The organism is Lachnoclostridium sp. (assembly GCF_031997925.1).
In the GTDB taxonomy this organism is placed as follows: domain Bacteria; phylum Bacillota; class Clostridia; order Lachnospirales; family Lachnospiraceae; genus Lachnoclostridium.
Genome location: NZ_DAMADT010000044.1, coordinates 1 through 24,920, shown reverse-complemented (window position 1 = coordinate 24,920; position 24,920 = coordinate 1). Strand labels below are relative to the sequence as shown.

Annotated in this window: 17 protein-coding genes; 13 read left to right on the top strand and 4 right to left on the bottom strand. The window is 35.9% G+C overall.

Translation table 11 applies throughout. The annotated features are described in order from the left end of the window. The first annotated feature begins 7 nt into the window (after positions 1-7). Together hisF and RTP52_RS18900 are read left to right on the top strand one after the other, a co-directional pair. Positions 8-784 (top strand): imidazole glycerol phosphate synthase subunit HisF, encoded by a 777-nt coding sequence (gene hisF / locus RTP52_RS18905; RefSeq protein WP_312107042.1) that lies wholly within the window; start codon positions 8-10, stop codon positions 782-784. A gap of 1 nt (position 785) precedes the next feature. Continuing rightward, the gene (locus RTP52_RS18900) at positions 786-1,463 is read left to right on the top strand and encodes a uracil-DNA glycosylase (protein ID WP_312107040.1); all 678 of its coding nucleotides are present in this window, start codon (positions 786-788) and stop codon (positions 1,461-1,463) included. Between the two features lie 321 nt (positions 1,464-1,784). Here RTP52_RS18900 and RTP52_RS18895 read toward each other — a convergent pair whose 3' ends face one another. Then, positions 1,785-4,370, bottom strand: coding sequence for a histidine kinase N-terminal 7TM domain-containing protein (locus tag RTP52_RS18895; protein ID WP_312372911.1), 2,586 nt, complete (start codon positions 4,368-4,370; stop codon positions 1,785-1,787). 119 nt (positions 4,371-4,489) lie between these two features. Further along, positions 4,490-8,785, bottom strand: coding sequence for an acyl-CoA dehydratase activase-related protein (locus RTP52_RS18890; RefSeq protein ID WP_312372910.1), 4,296 nt, complete (start codon positions 8,783-8,785; stop codon positions 4,490-4,492). A 278-nt stretch (positions 8,786-9,063) separates the two neighbouring features. Here RTP52_RS18890 and RTP52_RS18885 point away from each other — a divergent pair, with 278 nt between their 5' ends. The 11 genes from RTP52_RS18885 (at position 9,064) to RTP52_RS18835 (ending at position 22,217) form a co-directional block, all read left to right on the top strand. Continuing rightward, on the top strand, positions 9,064-10,821 hold the full coding sequence (locus RTP52_RS18885; protein ID WP_312372909.1) for a LysM peptidoglycan-binding domain-containing protein: 1,758 nt from the start codon (positions 9,064-9,066) through the stop codon (positions 10,819-10,821). A 352-nt stretch (positions 10,822-11,173) separates the two neighbouring features. Next, positions 11,174-13,015, top strand: coding sequence for a putative bifunctional diguanylate cyclase/phosphodiesterase (locus tag RTP52_RS18880; RefSeq protein WP_312372908.1), 1,842 nt, complete (start codon positions 11,174-11,176; stop codon positions 13,013-13,015). Positions 13,016-13,376: 361 nt separating this feature from the next. Further along, positions 13,377-14,294 carry a phosphate ABC transporter substrate-binding protein gene (locus RTP52_RS18875; RefSeq protein WP_312372917.1) on the top strand — a complete coding sequence of 306 codons (918 nt, stop codon included), beginning with the start codon at positions 13,377-13,379 and terminating at the stop codon, positions 14,292-14,294. Positions 14,295-14,497: 203 nt separating this feature from the next. After that, positions 14,498-15,406, top strand: coding sequence for a phosphate ABC transporter permease subunit PstC (pstC, locus tag RTP52_RS18870; protein WP_312102472.1), 909 nt, complete (start codon positions 14,498-14,500; stop codon positions 15,404-15,406). 23 nt (positions 15,407-15,429) lie between these two features. After that, on the top strand, positions 15,430-16,314 hold the full coding sequence (gene pstA / locus RTP52_RS18865; RefSeq protein ID WP_312102462.1) for a phosphate ABC transporter permease PstA: 885 nt from the start codon (positions 15,430-15,432) through the stop codon (positions 16,312-16,314). A 4-nt stretch (positions 16,315-16,318) separates the two neighbouring features. Next, positions 16,319-17,077, top strand: a complete 759-nt coding sequence (gene pstB / locus RTP52_RS18860; protein WP_312372906.1) for a phosphate ABC transporter ATP-binding protein PstB — start codon at positions 16,319-16,321, stop codon at positions 17,075-17,077. 165 nt (positions 17,078-17,242) lie between these two features. Further along, entirely contained in the window at positions 17,243-17,905 is a 663-nt protein-coding gene (phoU, locus tag RTP52_RS18855) for a phosphate signaling complex protein PhoU (RefSeq protein WP_312102456.1), read from the top strand. 19 nt (positions 17,906-17,924) lie between these two features. Further along, the gene (locus RTP52_RS18850) at positions 17,925-19,328 is read left to right on the top strand and encodes a sensor histidine kinase (RefSeq protein ID WP_312372904.1); all 1,404 of its coding nucleotides are present in this window, start codon (positions 17,925-17,927) and stop codon (positions 19,326-19,328) included. 139 nt (positions 19,329-19,467) lie between these two features. Continuing rightward, complete coding sequence (locus RTP52_RS18845) at positions 19,468-20,127, top strand: HD domain-containing protein (RefSeq protein ID WP_312102452.1); 660 nt, start codon at positions 19,468-19,470, stop codon at positions 20,125-20,127. Between the two features lie 14 nt (positions 20,128-20,141). Beyond that, the gene (locus RTP52_RS18840) at positions 20,142-20,834 is read left to right on the top strand and encodes a response regulator transcription factor (RefSeq protein ID WP_312372903.1); all 693 of its coding nucleotides are present in this window, start codon (positions 20,142-20,144) and stop codon (positions 20,832-20,834) included. An 18-nt stretch (positions 20,835-20,852) separates the two neighbouring features. Then, positions 20,853-22,217: a sensor histidine kinase gene (locus RTP52_RS18835; RefSeq protein ID WP_312372902.1), complete on the top strand. Its 1,365-nt coding sequence runs from the start codon at positions 20,853-20,855 to the stop codon at positions 22,215-22,217. Positions 22,218-22,328: 111 nt separating this feature from the next. On the opposite strand, the gene RTP52_RS18830 is transcribed toward RTP52_RS18835, so the two are convergent. Both RTP52_RS18830 and RTP52_RS18825 read right to left on the bottom strand, forming a co-directional pair. Continuing rightward, positions 22,329-24,101 carry a Na/Pi cotransporter family protein gene (locus RTP52_RS18830; RefSeq protein WP_312372901.1) on the bottom strand — a complete coding sequence of 591 codons (1,773 nt, stop codon included), beginning with the start codon at positions 24,099-24,101 and terminating at the stop codon, positions 22,329-22,331. A 544-nt stretch (positions 24,102-24,645) separates the two neighbouring features. Further along, on the bottom strand, positions 24,646-24,920 hold a 275-nt coding region (locus RTP52_RS18825), incomplete at its 5' end, for a DUF1846 family C-terminal domain-containing protein (protein WP_312372900.1).

The following is a 24,920-nucleotide window of genomic DNA, read 5'->3' as shown; positions in this document are numbered from 1 at the left end:
AAATACGATGCATACAAAGAGAATTATACCATGTCTAGATGTTCATAATGGTCGTGTTGTTAAGGGGACAAATTTTCTTAATCTTAGAGATGCTGGAGATCCTGTTTTAGTAGGTGCGGAATACGGTCAAGCAGGAGCAGACGAATTAGTGTTCTTAGATATTACAGCTTCTTCTGATGCAAGAACAATAAAGTTAGATATGGTACGTAAAGTTGCAGAAACAGTATTTATCCCCTTTACTGTGGGTGGGGGAATACGTACCATAGAAGATTTTAAGTTGATTCTACGTGAGGGAGCTGATAAGATAGCAGTGAATACGGCGGCTATTATGAATCCAACCTTAATTAGTGAAGCAGCAGATAAGTTTGGTAGCCAATGTGTGGTTGTAGCCATCGATGCAAAGCGAAGACCAGATAATAGTGGGTGGAATATTTATAAAAATGGTGGTAGAATTGATATGGGTATCGATGCTGTGGAATGGGCTATGAAAGCAAATGAACTTGGTGCTGGAGAAATCCTATTAACGAGCATGGATTGTGATGGAACAAAGAATGGCTACGACTTAGAGTTAACGAAGCAGATTTCTGAAAATGTATCAATTCCAGTAATTGCATCTGGAGGAGCTGGAACAAAAGAACATTTTTATGAAGCTTTAACAATAGGAAAAGCGGATGCTGTTTTAGCTGCATCTTTGTTTCATTATAAGGAACTAGAAATTAATGATCTAAAAAAGTACTTAAAAACAAAAGAAGTAAGCGTAAGATTAGAAGTCAGGAGCTGTTAGAATGTCAATGATACAAAACGATTGGTTAGACTCTATTGGGGAGGAGTTTCATAAACCTTATTACAAACAACTATATAATTTTGTGAAAGAGGAGTATAGCCAAACTACAATTTATCCACATGCTGAAAATATATTTAATGCATTTCATTTTACCCCATTAAGTAAAGTAAAAGTATTGATATTGGGGCAGGATCCATATCATAATGTCAATCAGGCACATGGTCTTAGTTTTTCTGTATTACCGGAACAAAAGGATATTCCTCCTTCCTTACAGAATATTTATAAAGAGTTACAAGCTGATTTAGGATGTTATATACCAAACAATGGATACCTCAAAAAGTGGGCAGATCAAGGTGTTTTATTACTAAATACTGTATTAACAGTAAGAGCACATCAAGCAAATTCTCATCAAGGAAGAGGATGGGAGCAGTTTACGGATGCTATTATACAGGCGGTTAATCAGCAGGATCGGCCCATTGTATATCTTCTATGGGGAAAGCCAGCACAAAGTAAGATACCGATGCTTACGAATCCGAATCATCTTATTTTAAAGGCACCGCACCCTAGTCCATTGTCTTCTTATCGTGGTTTTTTTGGTAGTAAACCGTTTAGCCAAACGAATGAATTTTTTAAGGCTAAAGGATTGGAACCAATCGATTGGCAAATTGAGAATATTTAACGAGGAAGTAGCGAAGCGGATTTCTAGTATCCTTTGACGACTTGATGAGTCATATTGTATCTTTATTTAAAAGTATATTAAAATTTATAAAAACCCTCTGTACCAATTGTGAAGTGAAACCCTTTTGTTAGACTATAAATCTAATGAAAGGGGTTTATTTTGTTGAGGTATTGGACTAAGTTAATGTAGGAATTACCTGCCTAGAATGAATCATTTACGTGAACGCTACCACCACATAAATCAACGAAGTTTGAGGTGGGAGTGCTCTTCTCAATTATTGATAAAATATAGTCACCATCATACTTGATTAGAGCTAGTAAATTATTTAGAATGTTCTTTTATAAAATTAGTAAAAGAAGATATCGCATTTTGATATTCCGCTTTAAAAGACGGATAGAGCTCTTCAATTTCATCAAAGCATTGTTTGTGCCCATATTTTTCTAGCTCAAGAGCAATACGGGAAAGTTCTATAGCACCTAGCGTTTTTGCAGCTGATTTTATTCCATGAACGATTGTAGTAAAGAGTATAGCATCCCCTAAGTCTTTTGCATTCGATAATTGTTCCGTTGTTGCCCCTGCATCATGTAGGAACTGTTTTATAGCAGCTAAGTAAACGTCCATTTGATTTGCACAGTTGACCAAACCACTTTGATAATCAATGTTATCAAAATCTGCCACCTCTTGATAGAGTGGCTCACTTATCTTAGACCCCTGTAATTTCATTTGGGAGGATGGTAACCATCGTTTTAACAGAGCTTCTAAGTGACTAATTACAATTGGTTTACTTAAGTAGTCATTAAATCCACTGGTAAGAAACATCTCTTTGTTACCAGATACAGCATTAGCAGTTAAAGCGATGATAGGGACATTTTGATAATACTCAGATGGCAAAGAGCGAATCTCTCTTAGCGTTTCCAAACCATCCATTTGTGGCATCATATGATCAAGAAAAATTATATGATAGGATTCCTTTTTCATAAGTTCTAGACACTCAGCACCACTTAATGCGACGGTTACTGAGATATCAAAAAGTTTTAGGAGACCACTAGCCACCTTTAAATTCAGACGATTATCGTCGACAACAAGAATCTTAACATTAGGCGCAGTAAAAGGTGGTGTTATTTTATAAATTGCACCCGGTTTCAAAGTAGAAGAGGAATTTTGTTGGTCTTGTGAATACACTTTTTGAGGTAAGGTAAATGAAAAATCACTACCTACTCCAAGTTCGGATTCTACCTTTATTGCTCCTCCAGCAGATTCGATAATTCTCTTGCATATTGTTAAACCAAGGCCAGAGCCTTCTATCAAAATCTCATTGCCTGCAGAGCCTTGTTCAAAACTATGAAAGATTCGATTTTGATCTTCCTTTGCAATCCCAAGGCCAGTATCTCTTACATGAAAAAGAAGTAGTGATGTTTGAGTGTCAGGATCAAAGCTACTTAGTTCTACTTGGAGAGAAATAGTTCCCTTTTCCGTGAATTTTGCAGCATTATTCATAAGATTAATGAGAACTTGGCGTAGTCGCAGTTCATCTCCATAAAAATACTTTGGAAGCTGATCAGAGATCGAAACCTGAAGAGAAACTGGTTTTGACATTAATTTTACTCCAATAATATTGATTACTTCATGGATAACGCTAGTTAGTTTATATGGTTCATCGACTAAGCTTAGTTTACCAGATTCTATTTTCGTTAAATCAAGAACATCATTGATCAGACTAAGAAGTGTGCCACCGGCATGCTTTATATTTAGAATATCATTATGTAATTCATAATCGGTATCCTTATGAAGAAGGATGTCGGTAAGACCAATTATTGCATTTAGCGGTGTACGAATTTCATGAGACATATGGGCTAAGAAAATGCTTTTGGCAGAATTCGCTTTTTCTGCTTGTTCTCTCATCTCAATCAGATTCTTCATATAGTTAGTACTTTCTGTAATATCAAAAATCCATGCAGAATATCCAACAATATCATTAGTATAATAAATCTTATTAATATGAGCATTATAGGTACGACTTTCTTTTTGAAATTCATAGATCTGGTTTTGATGGAATAAACAATTCAGCTCGTCGGATAGTTTGTATAGGGGACTATTTAATGCTTCTGTTTTTAATTCAGGAAATAATTTTTTAGCAGAAGGATTATAGTCTAGCAGATGAAAATCAGCATCGACAACAACCAATGCCTCATCCATAACTTCGATAACTCGGTCTCTTGCAGTATGTATGATATCAAATAACTGATGGCGATAAATTGCAATTAGTACTAATAAACCGGAAATAACAAAACTTGCCGAAGAAGGATCATAATCATTAAAAAAACTCATAAAATAGGAAGCGCAAGTAACGCTTGGGAATAAACAAGCACCAACAAAATTTAGTTCCTGCCTTCTTCTTTCTTTACCTTGTCTAAAGTAGTGAAATATTACAATAAAAAATATAATAAAATTGATAAGTATAACTTCAACTTTAAATAAATTATAAAGAATTCCCTTAGTAAAGATAACATGAGGGAAAGAACCTTCTTGTACGAATTGAATGCTAGAGTAGTAATAAGGATGATATTCACATGTAAGTACTGAAATAAAAATAAACGTATTAAACAAAAAGAGTAGACTGAATAATAATCTACTCTTTTTGATTTTACAATAGTCCAACAAGAAGGATAAAAACAGAATATTCACGTAAGCACTTCCTAGGTACTGGATTTTGATCGATATCATCGCAGAATCCAAGCTAGTACTTGTAATCTCAAGAGTATAGCCAAAGCATTGAACTAGCACAGCTACGCTTAGAGCTAAAAAGATAGCCTGTCCTCGGAATGGTCTCTTTACCAACAAAACAAGGATTACCGTGAAGTTGGTTATAAGAGCTATGATTTGGATAGCAAGCATAAGTGAATACATAATAATCTCCATTCTTGCGCACGTTCTTTGCGCAGTACACTTGAAAACATACATGTTTAGTAGTAGTCCGGAAGTTTGTGCCGAGGATTACGCAGGCACAAACTTCTGTGTGCTTATCTCTATTCTAGATTTTTTACAGCGGTTGCTAACATAAGTTTGATTCGATTTAATTGGTTTACTTCGCTTGCCCCTGGATCATAGTCAACGGCAACAATATTAGAGGCTGGATAACGGTGTCTAAGCTCCTTGATTACACCTTTACCAACGATATGGTTTGGCAGGCAGGCAAATGGTTGTGCACAAACAATATTTGGAACACCTGTGTGGATTAATTCGACCATTTCACTGGTTAAGAACCAACCTTCTCCAGTCTGGTTACCAATCGATACAATCGGTTTTGCAAGCTCAGCTAGTTCTTGAATGTATTTTGGAGGGTTGAAACGCTTACTTTCCTTGAATGCTTTTCTTGCTTCTTTTCTGGCGAACTCGAGAAAACGGATAATCATATTATTGTAAAAAGCATCTATTTTCTTTTTCCCTAGGTACTGTGCCTTAAAGTTTGCATCATAGGAACAATATAAGAAGAAATCGACCATATCTGGCATGACAGCTTCAGCACCTTCTGCCTCTAATAAATCAACTAAATAATTATTTGCAGAAGGAAGGAACTTAACTAAGATTTCACCAACAATACCAACTCTTGGCTTCTTGACGCTCTCATCGAGTGGAAGTGTATCAAACGCTTCGATGATTTCACGACAGTTTTTGCGGAATTCTTTCCATTTACCATTTTGCACAGATTTTGCACAGATATCTCTCCAGTGAGCATGTAGCGCATTAGCAGAGCCAGGAACTTTTTCATATGGCCTGGTTCGATAGAGTACTTTCATAAAGATATCTCCGTAAACAAGTGCTTGTACTGCGCGAACTATCATATTGTAATTAATCTCAAAGCCTGGATTCTTCTCTAGCCCTGAAGTACTAATGGATACAACAGGTATTTGCTCAAAACCAGCTTTCTTTAATGCTCTTCGAATAAAACCGATGTAATTGGTCGCACGGCAGCCTCCACCTGTTTGAGTGATCATAACAGCAACCTTATCAGGATCGTATTTTCCAGAAAGAAGAGCATCCATAATCTGACCTACAACCATTAAGGATGGGTAGCAGGCATCGTTATTTACGTACTTAAGACCAGCATCCACCGCAGCCTTGTTGTCATTATTTAGGACTTCAAGGTGATATCCACAGGAGTTAAAGGCAGGCTCAAGGAAATCAAAATGAATTGGAGACATCTGCGGAGCTAATAGGGTATAATCCTTTCGCATTTCTTTTGTAAAAACGACACGGTGATAAGCAGGAGATTCTACTTTCGTTTCAATGTGCTTTCGATTACGATCACTCACCGCTGAGAGGAGTGACCTGATTCTAATTCTTGCCGCACCTAAATTATTAACTTCGTCAATTTTTAGTACCGTATAGATCTTTCCTGCACTTGTTAGGATATCACTTACACCGTCTGTTGTAACTGGATCAAGTCCACAACCAAAGGAGTTTAATTGTATTAGTTGTAGGTTTGGCTGAGTTCTGACATACGAGGCAGCAGCATATAAACGGCTATGATACATCCATTGATCTACAACAATCATTGGTCGCTCAACAGTTCCAAGATGAGATATACTATCTTCTGTAAGGACTGCAACTCCATACGAGTTAATTAATTCTGGAATACCATGATTTATTTCAGGATCAACATGATAAGGACGTCCAGCGAGAACGATACCCATACGTCCAGTTTTTCTTAAATACTCCATCGTTTGTTCGCCTTGCTTTTTCATATCTTCTCTGGCTTCTTCTAATTCAGCCCAAGCAAGGAAAGCAGCAACACGGATTTCTGCTTCTGTAATTTTATTATTGGAAAAGTTATTCGTACATGCAAACTCACTTGTATAATCGAAGCTAGATTGAGAGACCATTCGTTGCTCTGCAAGTAGATATTCCACTAAACGGTTCGTCAGTATTTCCTTATTTTCAAAGGAGAGAAATGGATTTTGATAACAGATATTTTCGGATTTTATTTCCTCCATATTGTTCTTTATATTCTCTCCATAAGAAGTTACAATAGGGCAATTATAATGGTTACCAGCATCAGAAATCTCTTTTCTTTCATAAGGTACACAAGGATAGAAAATATAAGGGATTCCCTGTTTAATTAACCACATAATGTGTCCATGTACGATTTTTGCTGGATAACACTCGGATTCACTTGGAATCGATTCAATACCAAGCTCATATATCTTTCTTGTAGACTCCGGAGAGAGTTCTACTCGATATCCAAGCTTTGTAAAGAAGGTAAACCAGAAAGGATAGTTTTCATACATATTTAAGACACGAGGAATGCCGACTACACCACGAGGAGCGAGGTCTTTCGCAAGCGGCTCATAATCCATATAGCGGTGGAGTTTATATTCATAAAGATTTGGAATATTATCCTTGTTCTTTTCTTTCCCGATACCTTTTTCACAACGGTTACCAGAAATAAAATGTCTTCCACCAGTAAACTTATTAATTGTGAGCAGACAGCTGTTTGTACATCCTTTACAACGAGACATGCTTGAATCAAATTTAAGTTCGTTAATACGCTCAATAGGAAGCATAGTGGTTTCTTCCCTACTGTAATGTTCTCTTGCAATAAGTGCGGCACCGAAGGCACCCATGATACCTGCAATATCCGGACGAATTGCTTTACAACCGGAGATTCGTTCAAAACTTCTTAAAACCGCATCATTATAAAAGGTACCACCTTGAACTACAATATGAGTACCCAGATCTTTTGGATCTGCTATTTTAATAACCTTATAAAGTGCATTTTTAATGACAGAATAAGCGAGACCAGCACTGATGTCAGCAACAGTTGCACCCTCTTTTTGCGCCTGTTTTACTTTAGAATTCATAAAAACAGTACAACGAGAGCCAAGATCAATTGGGTTTTTAGCAAACAAAGCAATCTTAGCAAAATCCGCAACTTCATAATTTAAGGACTTCGCAAAGGTTTCAATGAAAGAACCACAACCAGAAGAACAAGCTTCGTTCAGTTGTACGCTGTCTACGGTTCCATTTTTAATTTTAATACATTTCATATCCTGTCCACCAATGTCTAGGATACAGTCTACCTTCGGGTCAAAGAAGGCAGCAGCGTAATAGTGTGCTACCGTCTCAACTTCACCTTCATCAAGCATCAAGGCAGATTTTATTAAAGCTTCACCATAGCCAGTGGAGCAACTTCTAACAATGTTAGCATTCTCAGGTAATAACGTATAGATTTCTTTAATCGCCTTTATTGTAGTCTTTAAAGGGCTTCCGTTATTATTACTATAGAAAGAATATAATAGGGAACCATCCTCACCAACAAGGGCTACTTTCGTTGTCGTAGAACCAGCGTCGATTCCAAGATAGCAATTGCCCTGATAGGTGGATAAGTCACCTTTTTTTACAGTATGAGTATTGTGTCTATGTAAGAACATCTCATAAGCTTCTTCGTTATCAAACAACGAATCCATTCGATTGACTTCAAAATCCAAAGAGATTCCTGTCGTTAAATGGTCAACTAATGTTTGAAGTGAAGTGGTTAATAATGAATTATAATTCATTGCAGAGCCAACCGCAGCAAACAAATGGGAATGTTCCGGTGCAATTGTCTGTTCTTTCGTTAAATTAAGTGTACGAACAAAAGCATTTTTTAGTTCAGATAAGAAATGCAAAGGTCCGCCAAGGAACGCTACATTACCACGAATTGGTTTACCACAAGCAAGACCACTAATCGTTTGATTCACTACAGCTTGAAAAATCGAAGCTGCAAGATCAGGTTTTGTTGCGCCTTCATTAATTAATGGTTGAATATCTGATTTTGCAAATACACCACAGCGTGCTGCAATTGGGTAAATCGCTTGATAGTTTTTTGCATAATCATTTAAACCGGCAGCATCTGTTTTTAAAAGAGTTGCCATTTGATCAATAAATGAACCGGTTCCACCGGCACAGATACCATTCATTCGTTGTTCAATACCATTTGTAAAGTAGATTATTTTGGCATCTTCTCCACCGAGCTCAATAGCAACATCTGTTTGTGGTGCATAATCTTTTAAAGAGGTTGCAACTGCAACAACTTCTTGTACAAAAGGAACATTAAGATGCTTTGAAATCGCCAATCCGCCGGAACCGGTTATTACAGGTGCTACCGTAAGATTACCAAGTGCAGAGTTTGCACGAGTTAATAAGTCCGCAAGAGTACCTTGTATGTTGGCAAAATGACGCTCATAATCAGAAAATATCATTTGATTGTTGATGTCTAAAATTGCGATTTTTACCGTCGTGGAACCGATATCGATTCCTAAGGAATAGTTGGATTTTGTCATAATAAACCTCTCGTTCTAAAACCATGGATAATCTATCAATGATTTTTACATAATTAGCCATAAATTGGTGATTATCATAATATACCAATTACTTATTATACGACACCCAGATCTTTAGTTCAACCGAATAATCCCCAAATTGTAAAAGTTAACGAAATCATAACAAAATTTTAGCTGTTTTCTAACTTGACAAAAATATAAGAATGTGGATACATATCATCACATAATAGACCTTTATTTCATATATTATCATGATACTATTTCTATCAAGGACTGCTATGGACCAAAATTCATGTAATGGAACTATTCATACGATTAAGTCCGGTGATACGCCATACAAATTAAGTGGATATTATAAGGTTCCACTGGAAGATATCCTTCGTGCTAATCCATATATGGATGTATACAATCTTAAGATTGGGGAGCGTATCTGTATTCCTAATGTAATCACTGGAACACCAACAACGCCGGCAACTCCTATGCAACCGGCAACTCCTATGCAACCGACAACGCCGGCAACTCCTATGCAACCGACAATGCCGGCAACTCCTATGCAACCGACAATGCCGGCTCCTATGCCACCAATAACGCCGGCAACTCCTATGCCACCAACTACATCGATGTCATCAACACCAGCAATACAAGCAAGATCAGGAAATACAGTACCCCCTATGATGCCTGCTCAGCCGAAGACAACTCCAAGTAAACCATCAGAGAGGCCAATGACATGTGAAGGTGTATTTCATGTGATTAGGTCTGGGGATACATTTTATAAGTTAAGTTTGCAATATAATGTTTCGATGGATGCGATTATTCGTGCAAATCCATATGTAGACGCATATAACCTTCAAATTGGACAGCGTGTTTGTATTCCAGGTGCTTCTGCTCCAGTACCACCATCGGTACCGCCAGCAAAGCCAGTACCACCAGTGATGCCACCCGTAGCGCCGGTACCACCAAGACCAGTACCACCAGTGATGCCACCAGTAGCACCAGTACCACCAAGACCGGTACCGCCAGTGACGCCAAGACCAGTACCACCAAGACCAGCACCACCAAAGCCAGCACCACCAAAGCCAGCACCACCAAAGCCAGTACCACCAAAGCCAGCACCACCTAAACCGGCACCACCAGTAATGCCTCCAGTACCACCATGTGAAGATGGTACTTTATATACTATTCAAGCAGGAGATACGCTTTATAAGTTAAGCTTAGAATTTAAAGTTCCACTAGCTCTCATTATGCGTGCAAACCCTAATGTTGATGTTTATAATTTACAGATTGGTCAGGTAATTTGTATTCCTAGAATTCCTGAAGAGGTTCCAGTGCCACCAGTGAGACCAGTTCCACCTATAGCACCAATACCACCAGTAATGCCACCGGTACAGCCAGTACCACCAGTGTCTCCAGCACCACCAGCACCAGTGATACCACCTCCGATGCCGATACCAGTACCACCAAGACCAATCATTCCACCGGTGCAACCAGTACCACCAATCGAAGTTCCTAAGCCGGTACCTCCGGTTCCGAGACCTGAAAGACCACAAAGACCTCCTCTTCGCCCTATTTTCCCAATTATAAAGGAAGAGAACATTAACAATAACAATATTGTTATAATACCAATTATACCTGAGAGACCAGAGGTTACACCAGTCTGTCCGACGTGCCCAGTTTGCCCAACGTGCCCAGTCTGTCCAACGTGCCCAGAATGTCCAATGTGCCCAGAATGTGAAGTTCCAGTCTGTCCAATACAACCAGAATGTGAAGTAACCCCAGAATGCCCAGTAGAACCAGAATATGAAAAACCAGTCTGCCCAGCGTGCCCAGAAGAGCCAGTTTGTAAAGCTCCGAGAAAAAGGAATACTATGATGTATACAGTAGGAGAATGCGAATCTATTGGAGAAATTCTTGACTGTTTTGACATGACTTTAGATGAATTTTTTGCGCTAAATAATGCATGTGATGTATGTTTAAAACCATGTTCAAAGGTATGTGTATTTCAAAGGCAACAGGAACCTTTCAGAAGGTTCTACTAAAATTTATAACAGTATAATTTTTTAAATAGTCTATAGTTATCATTCGCCGATAACAATTAGATTATGAATTAGGGGTTCCCAAAATTAGTATTTGGGAACCTCTTTTCTAGGTACCTGTATGGGCACACATTCTAACGAATTATGAAAATTTATGAAAAAATTTTCCTTTTAACTTGTTAGAATTTGCTAAATATGTTATAATTTTATAAGATTCGACGAAATACAATAAGATATGCTAATGATAGTTAGAAACCAATATAGAACATGAATGAGAATGTATTCGAAAAAGTGGGTAACAAGAGCAATTACTTATAATAATATGGTAGGTGCATGACTTAAAAAGGAGGAACAAATGACCTATAACAAGGATGTGTTAGTAACGCAGTTTACCCTAGAATTATCGAGCTATGCCTTGGACATTATGAGCGGAGTAAATGATGTGTCAGAAGCTATTTCTCTTCTTTTAAAAAAGGTAGGGGAAAAATTTTCATTAAGTCATATTACCGTTTTAGAAAAGCAACGAAATTTACCATGTTTTATGGCAACATATGAATGGTATACGTCTGATATTGAGCCAATGCGAAATCATATCTTTTCCTTTTCTGAAGAACAGAAAAATATTTTTTTTAAACGTATGGATCAATCTGAGGAGATATTTACATATGAAGAACTCAAAGGATTCAAAGAAGCAAAGAAAATGATATCATCTTTGAAGCAAAACAAAGGGGATAACATGATATTATGTGCTCTTAAACAAAATAATAATTTTATTGGATTTATAAATTTTGAAACAAGAAATAAGATAGAAAGTTTTTCTCCAGAGGAGATTAGTGCTTTTTTACAGACCAAACGAATTCTTGAAAACTTTTTCTTAGTATGTAGAGCAAATCAGGAGGCACAAAAACGCATTGAGCAAGTTACTTTATATGATCCAATAACAGGACTAATGAAGTATGATTCCTTTTTAGAACAAGCGGAGTTCATTTACAAAAATGACTCCAATAATCAGTACATAATGTTTTATGAAGATATTAATAATTTTAAATACTTTAATGAAACTTATGGATATGCTGCGGGAGATGAGGTATTACGCTTATTTAAACAGCATTTTATGTCATACAGCTCTAGTTATATCATTGGTTGCCGCATCTTTTCTGATTATTTTATTGGCATGACTATTCTTAAGGAACCGTTAATCGAGCGAAAATTAATTCAAGAATTACAGATGATTAATTACAGCTTCCAAAAAAAGATACAAAGCATCTATCCAGAATCCTCAATTCATATTGTTTCAGGAGTCGTTTTGATTGATAACAAGAATTTAGATATACAAACCTATATTGATAATGCGAATCAAGCCAGAAAAATAGCAAAATTCAATCGAACAATTTGTGTTATTTTTAATAAAGACATGGAAGCAGAGCGAAAAAAATACTATCGGATTACAAGTACTGCCGAGGAAGCTTTAAAGAATGATGAGTTTTATTTTGAATTACAACCTAAGATCGATTTGAAAACAAAAAGAACGGTTGGGGCAGAAGCGTTGGTTCGTTGGTCACGTCCAGACGGAACTGTGGTATATCCAAATGAATTTGTACCGATTTTTGAACAGAATGGCTTCATTACAAAATTAGACTTTTATGTCTACGATAAAGTATGTGAATATTTGTTGCATAGAATGAAGCATGGAAAAGAGGTTGTTCCTATTTCAGTGAATGTTTCAAGAGCACATTTAAAGCAAGATAATTTTGCGAAAAAAGTGATCTGTTTAGTAGAGCAACATCGAATAGCTCCGGAATATCTTGAATTTGAACTGACAGAGAATATCTTTTTAGAAAACTCAGAGCAAGCCAAAGAAACATTAATTGAATTAAAGAATTATGGATTTAAAGTATCGATGGATGATTTCGGTTCAGGATATTCTTCTTTAAATCTTTTAATGAATTTAGAGTTTGATATTTTAAAGTTGGACAAGGATTTTTTAACCGATAATATTATTTCAAAAAAAGAGGAAGTAGTAATTAAAAGTATCATACGAATGGCGAAGCTAATGAATATGACTGTTCTTTGTGAAGGAGTTGAGACAAAAGAACAGGTTGCTTTTCTAGAACGAATGGATTGTGATATGGTGCAAGGTTACTATTTCGGAAGACCAATGAGAACCGAAGCATTTGAAGAGTGTATCTGTTCGTAGTGTTAACTCCCGAAAGCATTTTGCTTAAAAGTAATAAAGCATATTGTTTATAATAATATAGAAATGGGATACCCTAATGTATTAAGGATCATATCTTAATATCTGGGGGTATCCCATTTTTTAACCTCATCATGGAAGGAATCTCCTGTTTCAACAGGAGTTCAAGCTCCTGCTGAAAAAGTACGATTTACTACTTATTTTTATTATTTTAACAAGAAATAATAATCTGTAATTTTACATAGATTTCACATAACTTATACACTAGTATGATTGTTTGTATATTTTTTTTATGTTAAATTAAAACTGTAAAAAGGAAAGAATAAAAAATAAAAGCCATTGTAGAAGGAGATTAATTATAATGATGAGAAAATTTATGAAGAAGGCAGCAGTTGTGGCTTGTTGCGTTGCATTAATCGGAGGAGTGCTTACTGGTTGTAGTAAAAATGATAATAATAAGGATTTAAATAATTCAAATTCAAATAATCAAGGTGGAATAAACGAACCTACAAAAGCAGGAGATAAAAACCAAGCAAACAAAAAATTAAGCGGCTCTATTATGTTAATAGGCTCTACATCTATGGAGAAGTTAAGTAGAGCAGTAGCAGAAGATTTTATGAGTAAAAATGGTGGTGTAATAGTAACACCTGAATTCGTTGGTTCTGGTGCAGGTATCGAGGCAGTTTTAAAAGGAACCGCAGACATCGGTAATTCCTCCAGAAATTTAAATGATGCAGAGAAAGAAGCCGGAGCAGTTGAAAATATCGTAGCAATTGATGGTATTGCCGTAGTGCTTGATAAATCGAATACAGTTACAAACTTAACCAAGGATGAGTTAGTTGGTATTTATACAGGTACTATCCGTAATTGGAAGGAGTTAGGTGGCAATGATCAACCAATTGTTGTTATCGGTAGAGAAGCTGGTTCAGGTACTAGAGGAGCATTTGAAGAAATCTTAAAAATTGAAGATCAGTGTGCATATGCAAATGAATTAGATAATACAGGTGCTGTAATGGCAAAGGTTGCTTCTATACCTGGTGCAATCGGATATGTATCACTTGATGTTGTTAATGATAGTGTAATTGCTGCAGCTTTAGATGGTGTAGATCCAACGGCAGAGAATATTAAGGCTGGTAATTACTTCTTAAGCAGACCATTTGTTATGGCAACGAAAGGTGATATCAGTGAGCAAAGTGAATTAGTTCAAGCGTTCTTCGATTATATGCATTCAGAAGATGGAAAAGCAATAATTAAAGCGGTAGGTTTAATCACCGTAGATTAGGAAGAGAATAAGTAAGATAAACTATTTGAAAAACTTATAGAAGAAAATAAGAAGAAATAAGAACAAATCAATGGTTGCATAGGAGCCTACATCCTATGCAGCTAAGTACTTAGGTTTAGAAAGCTATGGAAAGAGGAAGGCAGTGTATGAAAGAAAAGAAAGATGAAAAAACAATGCCAGTAAGTAGTTCGATACATGGCGGGATGTATCATAAAGCTACTGATAAAGTAGAGAAGATTGCGCATGGCATTTTTATTACATGCGCTTTTGCTGCTGTTCTTGCAGTGGCGTCAATCTCACTCTATATGATTATTAATGGTGTACCAGCGATATTAAAGGTAGGCTTAAAAGAAATTCTATTTAGTACCGTATGGAAACCTACGGCAGCAGAACCTAGCTTTGGTATCGCATATGTAATATTAACTTCCATCGTTGGTACGTTTGCAGCAATCTTAATTGGTGTGCCAATTGGCGTTGGTACCGCAGTGTTTTTAACAGAAATCGCGAGTAAAAAAGTAGCAGCAATCATAACACCAGCGGTAGAATTACTAGCAGGAATTCCGTCCGTTGTATATGGTTTACTTGGTATGTTAATATTAAATCCTCTCATGTATCAGTTAGAAATATATTTATTCAAAGATTCAACAACACATGTATTTACTGGTGGAGCTAACTTAATATCTGCAGTTCTAGTATTAGCAATCATGATATTACCAACTGTAATTAGCATTAGTTCTTCTGCACTGCGAGCAGTTCCTGCTTCTTTGAAAAATGCTTCCCTAGCAGTTGGAGCTACAAAAATGCAAACAATAACGAAAGTATTACTTCCTGCAGCTAAGTCTGGTATCGTAACAGCAATTATATTAGGTATCGGTCGTGCGATTGGTGAAGCAATGGCGATAAGTTTAGTAAGTGGTAGTGTTGTAAATATTCCGCTTCCATTTAATTCAGTACGTTTCTTAACAACAGCGATTGTTAGTGAGATGTCATATTCTCAAGGAACTCATCGTCAAGTCCTCTTTACAATCGGCTTAGTATTGTTTGTGTTTATTATGATTATAAACCTTTCCTTAAATAGAATTCTTAAGAAGGGAGGTAAGGTTGAAAGATAAGATATTCTTTCAACTTAAGTAAGATGGATAGAAAAATTAGTATTTATGAAAAAAGAAGAAGACCGAAAGATAAGATTCTAATCGGTTTTACCCTTCTTTGCGCAGGAATCGCTATTGCGTTATTTGTTGGTATTGTAGCATATGTTTTTATTCGTGGAATCAAAAGTGTTAACTGGGAGTTTCTAACGACTGCACCAAGTGCCATAAAAGGAACGTTTGGTATCGCAGGAAATATTATTAATACTTTGTACATTGTCATTTTAACCTTATTATTAGTAACCCCTATTGGTATCGGTGCAGCGATTTATCTGAATGAATACGCGAAGCCGGGAAAAGTGGTTCAATTAATTGAATTTACTACGGAGACATTAAGTGGTATTCCATCGATCATCTTTGGTTTATTTGGTATGGTATTTTTCGGTACTACCCTTGGATTATCTTACTCCTTATTAACCGGAGCCCTAACTTTAAGTTTAATGGTGCTTCCTCTTATTACAAGAAATACACAAGAAGCATTAAAGACGGTTCCGAAAAGCTATCGTGATGGCGCTCTCGGTATGGGATCAACCAAATGGCATATGATTAGAACGATTTTATTACCTTCAGCAATGCCAGGGATTATTACTGGTATCATCCTTGCCATAGGAAGAATTGTCGGAGAGTCCGCAGCTCTTTTATTTACCGCAGGTAGTGGATACTTATTACCGCAACTTGGTGAATATGGGGAAGGATTGATAACGAAGGTAACTCAACCAGGCGGAACATTAACCATCCAGCTCTATCTTAGTATGACAAAAGCAGAATATGACAAAGCATTCGGTATTGCTGTTGTCTTGTTAACGATAGTTTTAGGTATTAATATTCTAACAAAAGTCTTAGCACGTAAGTTTGACGTGAATCGGAGGTAATAAAGTGAGTAAAGATAAGATTATAACAAGAGATCTACAATTATATTATGGAACTAATCATGCACTTAAAGGTATTAACATGGACATCAAGGAAAAATCGATTACCGCTTTTATAGGTCCTTCCGGTTGTGGTAAGTCAACATTTCTTAAGACATTAAATCGTATGAATGATTATGTCGATGGTGTTAAGATTACTGGACAGATTCTTCTTGACGGTGAGGATATCTATGGAGATCGGGTAGATACTACATTACTTCGAAAAAAAGTTGGTATGGTATTTCAGCAACCAAATCCATTTCCTATGAGTATTTATGATAATGTAGCTTATGGACCAAGAATCCATGGAATTAAAGGAAAAGCAGAATTGGATGAAATTGTTGAGAGATCCTTACGTGGAGCAGCATTGTTTGATGAAGTAAAAGACCGTTTAAAGAAATCTGCTCTTGGCTTGTCTGGTGGACAGCAGCAAAGACTATGTATTGCTAGAGCGCTTGCAGTAGAACCAGAAGTGTTATTAATGGATGAACCAACATCAGCGCTTGATCCGATCTCAACCTTAAAGATTGAGGACTTAATGAGTGATTTAAAAGAAAAGTATACCGTTGCTATCGTAACTCATAATATGCAACAAGCAGCACGTATCTCTGACTATACAGCATTTTTCTTAGTGGGAGATATGGTTGAATTTGCTGAAACGGAAACATTATTTACAAGACCTACAGACAAGAGAACAGAGGATTATATTACAGGTAGATTTGGCTGATAAAAGAATATGGGTAAATTGAACAGGCATTATCAAAGAAAAAGTATGTTCAATGAAAAAGGATTTTCAATGAAAAAAAATTTTTCAATGAAACATATTGCGATAACGTACTAATATGCTATCATAATTAGTAAGCGCAATTGCCCTGAATGGAGGATAATTAATATGGCACCAAGAGTAAGTTTTGAGTATGAGTTAACAATATTAAATAATAATTTAAGAGATATGGGTACTTTAATAGAATCAGCAATTGATAAAGTAATCAAAGCATTTGAAAATGAAGATGAAACTCTTGCAACGGAGATTATTCAAGGAGATCGTACCATTAATGATATGGAACGAGTGATCGAATCAAGATGTCTCTCTTTAATTCTTCGTCAGCAGCCAGTAGCAAAAGACCTAAGAATTGTGACTACTGCTCTTAAGGTAGTAACCGATATGGAACGTATCGGAGACCATGCGGCAGACATATCAGAATTAATTCTTCGTAATATCAAACAAAATACGTATAGTATCGTAAGTGCAATACCAAAGATGGCACAAGTAGCAAAAGAAATGGTGCATGATGCGGTAGATGCATTTATTTCCTGCAATACTGAGGCAGCAAGGACTACAATAAAAAAAGATGACATTGTCGATGACTTATTCAATGAAGTGAAAAGTACAGTCATTGAAGCAATGAAAAATAGTGGTGAAAATGCGGATAGCTACATTGACGTTTTAATGATAGCAAAGTACATGGAGAGAATTGGGGATCATGCAGTAAATATCTGCGAATGGACAGAATTCCATGAAACGGGTTCCCTTAATAATGTGCGTATTTTATAAGTGGCAAAGGATTGGTACTATGAGAAAAGCGATTATTAAACGATTTATTCTAGTGATGGTAGGAGCTATGGTGTTTAGCGGTATCTTATTTTATACAACAGTTAGTAATACCATGCATAAGAATACAAAGGAAGACATGAGATTAAGTCTGATCATGCTTGATAATTCGCTTGATTATACCGAGCCGTTAATGAATCAGATAAAAATTTTATCAACTACTTTGGACCAGAAACAAGCAAGGTACACCATTCTAGATGCTAAGGGAGATGTTATCGCGGACACTGGGACTATGGATATTGAAAACTTAGAAAATCATTTCGAACGTGAGGAAGTACAAAAAGCCTTAAGTGATGGTATTGGTTATGCAAAGAGGTATTCTACTACAATAAAAACACAGATGCTCTATACTGCTGTAACTTCTAGTAAATCAGATTATATTTTAAGAATTGCGATCCCATATTCAGGAAATTCAGAATATCTGTTTTGGCTACTTCCATCCATTATGATTAGTATTACTGTGTCAGCTTTATTAGCAGTTGTGATGGCAGATAAGTTGACAAAGACGATTACTAAGCCTTTACAGCAAATTGCATATATTATGGATAATTATAAGGAGGAGAATCCAGAATTATCCTTGCCGAATACACCATATGAAGAGCTAAATATTATTACCCAGTCAGCAAAAAAGATGTCTGAATCTGTTGAAAAGTATACAGAAGAAATTGAGTTTGAGCGCATGGTACGTCAGGAATTCTTCTCGAATGCGTCTCATGAATTAAAAACACCAATTACTTCTATTCGCGGATATACAGAAATTTTATTGAGCGAATTTACACCCGATGAAGCTACCCGTGAGGAGTTTTTGAAACGAATATTAACAGAAACAGAGAGTATGACGAATCTCATCAATGATATTTTATTAATATCAAGACTAGAAACAAGGGATTATGAGATTGAAACAACAGAAATTCGAATGGCAATGCTTTTACAGGATATTATTAAGACTCTACAACCTATTGCTGCAAAACAAGGAGTAGATTTGCAAACCGAATGTAAGCCAGCAATTATAAAAGCAAATAAGCAACATATGAGAGAATTATTGTTGAATCTGATTGGGAATGCAATTAAGTATAATAAGCCAAATGGTATGGTTTATGTTACGATAACTACCATAGGAAGAGACTTGCTAATTGAAGTGAAGGATACGGGGATTGGAATTCCGAAAGAATCGAGGGTAAGAGTGTTTGAACGCTTTTACCGAGTGGATAAGGGAAGAAGCCGTAAAGTAGATGGAACTGGTTTAGGTCTTTCCATAGTAAAACATATTGTGAATTTTTATGGTGGTAATATTACATTAGAAAGCAAATTAAATGTTGGCTCTACTTTTACCGTAAGATTACCTGAGATTAAGGCAAATATGTAGAGTTTGTAGATTTGATAATAGGTTGTGTAAAATAAATAAAATGTTATAATTGAATTTGTAAACTTAAGTAATACTATAAATAAAAACGTATGCAAGCACAGTTGTAAGATACAGGCGAAGCAGCAGATGGAGGACTTAAGTGATTACATTTGAAAATATAGTGAAAAATGAAGCGGTAAATACTTATATAAAAAAGGCAGATGAAACCTTAATAGCACTTGGATATACAGAGCATAGTTTTGCACATGTTAGGAAGGTAGCATTTACAGCAAGAGATATCTTATTAACGCTTGGCTATTCAGAACGTGAAGCAGAACTAGCTCAGATTGCTGGATATCTCCATGATATCGGCAATGTCATTAATCGTATTGATCATGCGCAAAGCGGTGCTGTTATGGCATTTCGTATTCTTGACAAGATGGGTGCAGGTGCAGACGAGATTGCGACAATTATTACAGCGATAGGAAATCATGATGAATCTACAGCATTTCCAGTGAATCCAGTTTCTGCGGCTCTGATCTTAGCAGATAAAACAGATGTTAGGGATACCAGAGTGCGTAATCAAGATATCGCAAAATTTGATATTCATGATCGTGTGAATTACTCTGTTAAAAAATCAGAAACAACGATTAATGAAGATAAGACGATGATTGAATTAAAACTAATGGTAGATACTTCTATTTGTGCTGTGATGGATTATTTTGAAATATTCATGGGAAGAATGCTTTTATGCAGGAGGGCAGCTGAAAAGTTAAATTTAAAATTTCAGCTTGTCATAAATGAGCAAAAACTAATGTAGTAGGGGGTTAAGAAATGGCTACGGAGGTAAAAGCATTGATCTATATTGTGGAAGATGATAGAAATATTCGAGAAATCGAAGGGTACGCACTAAGGAATAGCGGATTTGAGGTGGAAGTTTTTGAAACCGGAGAAGAGTTATATAAAGCTTTAGAGAAAGAGATTCCAGATTTAATTTTACTAGATGTTATGCTACCAAATGAAGATGGACTTAGTATTCTTTCTAATGTAAGAAAGGATTCAAAAACTGAGAGTATTCCTATCATGATGGTAACAGCAAAAACCACGGAGATGGATAAGGTCAAGGGACTAGATCTTGGCGCTGATGATTATATTACGAAACCATTTGGTATAATGGAATTAGTTTCTCGGGTGAAAGCATTACTACGCCGTGCAGGAGGTACCGGTCAAAACTCTGGCTCTCTTAGTTTTCATAATGTGTCCTTACATGTTGAAAAGCATAGCGTAACCGTGGATTCTGAAAGCTGTGAACTCACTTATAAGGAATTTGAACTTCTTAGATACCTTCTAGAGAATCAAGGAATTGTTTTATCCAGGGATCGAATTATGGAGCGTGTTTGGGGATTTGATTACGAGGGAGAAAGCAGAACAGTAGATATGCACATAAAAACGTTACGACATAAATTAGGAGCCGGTGGAGACATTATAAAAACTGTCCGTAACGTCGGGTATAAAATCGGGGACTAACAAATAGGAGGAAGTCCTATGAGTATGAAAAAAAGGATAACGGTACAGTTATGTGTAGTAGGCGGCATTGCCATTGTAGTCACCTCAATGCTTGCAATGTTCGTCTATTCTATGATATTTCAGAGACAAATCTTTAGTGATTTAGAAACAAACCTTAAGGTTATGGAGGTTTTGTTTGAAGACGGAAATTTTGAGAAAGGCATCCAGGCTCCATCAAAAGATTTACTTCGTGTGACACTCATGAATCGTGATGGAGAGGTCTTATATGACAGTGATGCGATTTCCATACATATAGAATATCACAAAGAGCGTCCAGAGTTTGTAGAGGCTTTAGAAGAAGGCATTGGAAAAGATATTCGACTATCGAAAACGATCGGGAAGAATACTTACTATTATGCTAAGCTAATAGGGGATTATTATGTATTACGAGTTGCCAAAGATGCAAATGGAATGATTGCTTTATTTTATGAAGCCTTACCAATCATTTTAGTTGGTGCAGTGGTACTTTTATTTATCTGCTTGATACTTGCACATTATCTTACAAAGAGGATCATTCGCCCAATTGAGAATATGGCAGAAGAATTAGCACAAATTACGGAGTTCAGCGAAAAGATTCCCTATGAAGAGTTAAAACCATTTGCTACGATGATTAAGGATCAACATAGTAGTATTCACAAACAGTTAAAGGATTTGGAGCATAGTGAAAAAATCCGCCAAGAATTTACTGCAAATGTATCGCATGAGTTAAAAACTCCACTAACTGCTATCACGGGATATTCTGAGCTGATTGAGGAAGGAATTGCAACACCTGAGGATTCCATACGTTTTGCAAAAGAAATCCGAAAGAATGCTACTAGGTTACTTCATCTCATCAATGATATCATTGAGTTATCAGAGCTTGATATTGCGGATGAGGAGGTTAGTAAGGAAGAGTTAGATTTATATGAAATAGCAAAAAACTGTGTTGATACTCTTAGAATAACTGCAAAAAATCATGAGGTAGAGCTAAGATTAATTGGTAATTCGGTATTTTTATATGCTAATAGAAATATGATGGAAGAGTTAATAACTAATCTTTGCGACAATGCAATTCGGTATAATAAAAAGGGTGGTACAGTAAAGATAGTTACTTATCATGTAGATGAGAAAGTAGTTCTTACGGTAGAGGATACTGGAATTGGAATTCCCAAAGAACATTCTACCCGGGTATTTGAACGTTTTTATCGAGTAGATAAAAGTCGGTCGAAACAAACTGGTGGAACAGGACTTGGACTTGCGATTGTAAAGCATATCGTTGCAAAGCATGATGCAAAAATTACATTAAAAAGTGAAGTGATGGTGGGGACCACGGTTACTATAGAGTTTCCATCGATAAATAAATAAAAAAGTAAGGTGCTGTTGTAACGTTAACACCTTACTTTTTTGTTTTTTATGACAAGGAAAAGTTCACAATAGCGCTTTTTCTTGTTCATTGTATTTTAGTAAATGATATCTTTATTCGTTTACTTCTGGTAAAGCATATTTTTTCTTGTTTGCCTCAAATTGTTCTGTAAAATAGCGCTCTCCCGTGAATTTTACATCATGAAGATATTCATGGGTATCAAAGCTGTTTTCATTCAACTGTAGCATACTTACTGCAATGTTAGAACAGTGGTCAGATACACGCTCAAAGTTTGTTAAGAGATCGGTATAAACGAAACCAAGTTCTGTTGTACACTGTCCTTTTTGAAGTCTTCTAATATGACGATCTTTGAGTTCTTTTCTTAAGAGGTCTATTACTTCTTCCAGTGGTTCGATTTTTTTAGCTAATTCAAGATCATCGGTAACAAACGCTTTTATTGTCATATTTAAAATATCAGTCACAGCATCTGTCATTACGTTTAATCCATCTTGTGCTTCTTTAGAGAAATTAATCGATTTTTGATTAATCTCCTTGGCAAGATCTAAGATATTTACCGCATGATCACTAATACGTTCAAAATCACCAATGGAATGTAAAAACATAGAAACTAAATTACTATCGCCTAAGGACAGTTCTTTACTACTTAATTTAACAAGATAGGTTCCAAGCATGTCCTCAAATTTATCAACTCTATTCTCGTTATCCATAATAGAATCGCTAATTTTTTCATCATACTTTGTAAGCTGATGAATAGAAGATAGAATAGTATCTTTCGCTAGCTCAGCCATTTGTTTTGTAACTTCGTTACACTGATCTACTGCATAACCAGGAGATGCAAGAAAACGCTCATCAAGTCCAGTGATTGTATCTTCTGAATTAGCAGTGTCTTTATCATCTTTTAATGTAAGACAAGCAAGTTTCTCAAGTCCTCTAGTAAATGGAAGTAATACCGCAGTAGTTAATAAGTTAAATGTTGTATGAACAATAGCGATAGATACGGCATCTACGGAATCATTAATAAAGGAAAATCCTATGGTATACTGTATGGAGTAAAATGCGATTAAGAACAATACGGTACCAATTAAGTTAAAGTAAAGGTGTACTAATGCAGCACGTTTTGCATTCTTTTTGGCTCCGATACTAGAAAGCATTGCTGTAATACAAGTTCCAATATTTTGACCCATAATAATTGGGATAGCAGAACCAAATGTGATTCCACCTGTCATGGAAAGTGCCTGTAAGATACCTACCGATGCAGAGGAACTTTGGATGATAGCTGTAAAGATGGCACCTGTTAATACTCCAAGGATTGGATTCGAAAACATGGTTAGTATGTTCTTGAATTCTGGAATATCTGCTAATGGTTTTACAGCACCGCTCATAACATCCATACCGAACATTAGCAAAGCAAATCCAATCATAATACTTCCGATATCTTTTTTCTTATCCTTCTTTGCAACCATAATTAAGAAAATTCCGATAAACGCAAGAATTGGCGCAAACGAAGAAGGTTTTAGTATTTTAACGATAAAACTGTCACCTTGTAAACCAGCAAGACTTAATATCCAAGCAGTAGCTGTAGTACCAAGGTTTGCACCCATGATAATGCCGATTGCTTGTCTTAACTTCATAATGCCAGAGTTGACAAATCCTACAACCATAACGGTAGTAGCAGAAGAAGATTGAATGATAGCGGTAACAAAAGTACCAAGTGCTACCGATTTAATTGGATTAGAGGTTAATTTTTCTAATAGTCGTTCTAAGCGACCACCTGCCACCTTATCCAAACCTACGCCCATAACATTCATACCATATAGAAAAAATGCTAATCCGCCTAATAGGGTAAATAGTGAAAAAATATCCATAAGGATTCTCCTTTTTTATTTAGTTATCATTTGTCTATCAGAGACCAATTCTTTTTTAGAATAGAGGATAATTGTAAAATAAAATAGGTGTATTTGTAAAATCTGTGTAAAATTTATTCTGCTACATTTTTACAGTGAAATACATAAAATCATAATAGTTCTAGTTTTCACGCAATAATGGAAACTAAAACATTAATAATAAAAAAATGTATCAATCATCATGAAGTAAAAAGTAGTTAAAATTTATGTAAAAGATAAGAAAGATTCAATGGTTAAGAGAATTCAAATATTAAGAAACCATTAAATACAAAGAATGAATCAGTTGAAGGTAAAAATGAATGAAATGTAAGAAATGAATGAAATGTAAGAAATAAAAATGCCCTGAAATTTAGTAACGTGTTTGCGCGACCAAAGTTCAAGGCTATAAAATTAGTGTATTAATTATTAGGTGTTAATCTAATGGATTGTGGTGATCTATCATTTCGTGTTATATATTTATTCAATTTAGTAGCATGTTTTTTTGTAGTGTGTTATTCGTGTATATTTAATGGAATAATTTCTTATTTTCATAGGTTGGCTCAGAGGTTAAGTGAACTCCTAATTTATGAAATACTTTCCGGTCAACCTCAGATAAAATAACGCTTGTATGAACTTCACAACCTTTTAGATGAGGAAGTTGTTCCATTGCTTTTCTAGCATTCTCATCCTCTTTTGCACTGATGGAAAGTGCTATTAGGACTTCATCAGTATGAAGTCTTGGATTAGAACTTCCGAGATACTGGGTTTTTAATTGCTGAATTGGTCCAATAGCAAGTGGTG